The organism is Cystobacter fuscus DSM 2262 (assembly GCF_000335475.2).
Lineage (GTDB): Bacteria > Myxococcota > Myxococcia > Myxococcales > Myxococcaceae > Cystobacter > Cystobacter fuscus.
This window is the reverse complement of the sequence record NZ_ANAH02000048.1, coordinates 1-1124: the sequence shown is the minus strand read 5'-3', so window position 1 is coordinate 1124 and position 1124 is coordinate 1. Positions and strand designations below refer to the sequence as shown.

1 protein-coding gene is annotated in these 1124 nt (G+C 56.9%); it reads left to right on the top strand.

All coding sequences use genetic code 11. The features are described 5' to 3' along the window. Positions 1 to 821: 821 nt before the first annotated feature. The coding region (locus D187_RS59775; RefSeq protein ID WP_211241617.1) for a hypothetical protein at positions 822 to 1124 on the top strand (303 nt) is incomplete at its 3' end.

Here is a 1124-nt window from a genome sequence, read left to right as displayed (position 1 = left end):
AGATGGTTAGGGGGAGGAGTTGGTAGATGGTGTAGGGGGAGGAGTTGGTAGATGGTTCGAATCGGGTCAGGAGCAGGGTTTGGGGGTCATGTGTGACCGATAACGACGCACCGTAACGACAGGAGCGAGGCATGACACATGTTGTCATGTTGTTATACAAGCAAACGAGCAGGAGTTTCGGAGATAGAGGAAAGGTGCAGGGTAGGGGCAGGGGGCACCGTTTGCACGACGTCGAAATGGGCGTCGATATGGCCATAACGCATGCGCAAACAGGCATGCAAGGGCACAACGGGCATATCGAACAAGGATGAGGAGAGAAAGACAGTCGGACGAAATTTAGAGGGTGAAGTCGATCATGTACAAGAACGCGCATCGCAGTTAGCCATGGGCCACCAGGGAACAGTAGGAAGGAAGGAACCGGTTGATTGTCCACGACAGGAAGACGAGGGATGGAAGGGGACGCGGAGCAGGATGGAAGATATGCAACGGGAGTTGTTCGAGAAGAAGCGGTTCGAGTTGTTTTCGGGATGTTTCGGTTGCGGGTTGCCGCAAGCGATATGCCGGGTGTGGAAGGCAACAGATGAGGACGGGGGACGGTACACGAAGGTGGCAGGGGCGGCAGAATGTCAGCACGGGCAGTTGTTAGCAGAAGGGTTCGCAGCGGTGTGGACAAGATGGCCAGAGGAGGCGGAGCGGTCGATGTTGGAGATGATGGAGCGAAATGGGTATCAGGGGTCGGGTCGGGATGGCGAGTTGTATCGATGGTTAGGGGGGCGAGTGAAATGGGGGAGATTCGGTTGCCAAAGATTGAGTGGCGGAAGATGGAAGACGATCACAGCGAGGATCGGGTCGGATATTCGTTTCTGACGGACGAGCGCAACGAATTGTTGGGCAAAGGCGAAGGTTGGGTGTTGGGGAGGATCGAAGAGTCGAGGAGTCGAAGCGTGGCGTGGTTCCCGACAGGCGGCAGCACGAAGCCGTACAGGGAAGAGGCGATTCGACGATACGGGCGTGCGGTCGAGCAGTTCCGCGAACGGTTGTGGATGTTGATCCACATGACATCCGGCCAGCCCGGACGGTCAACGGAGATATGCGGCATCCGGTTCGTCAACACGGCCAACGGA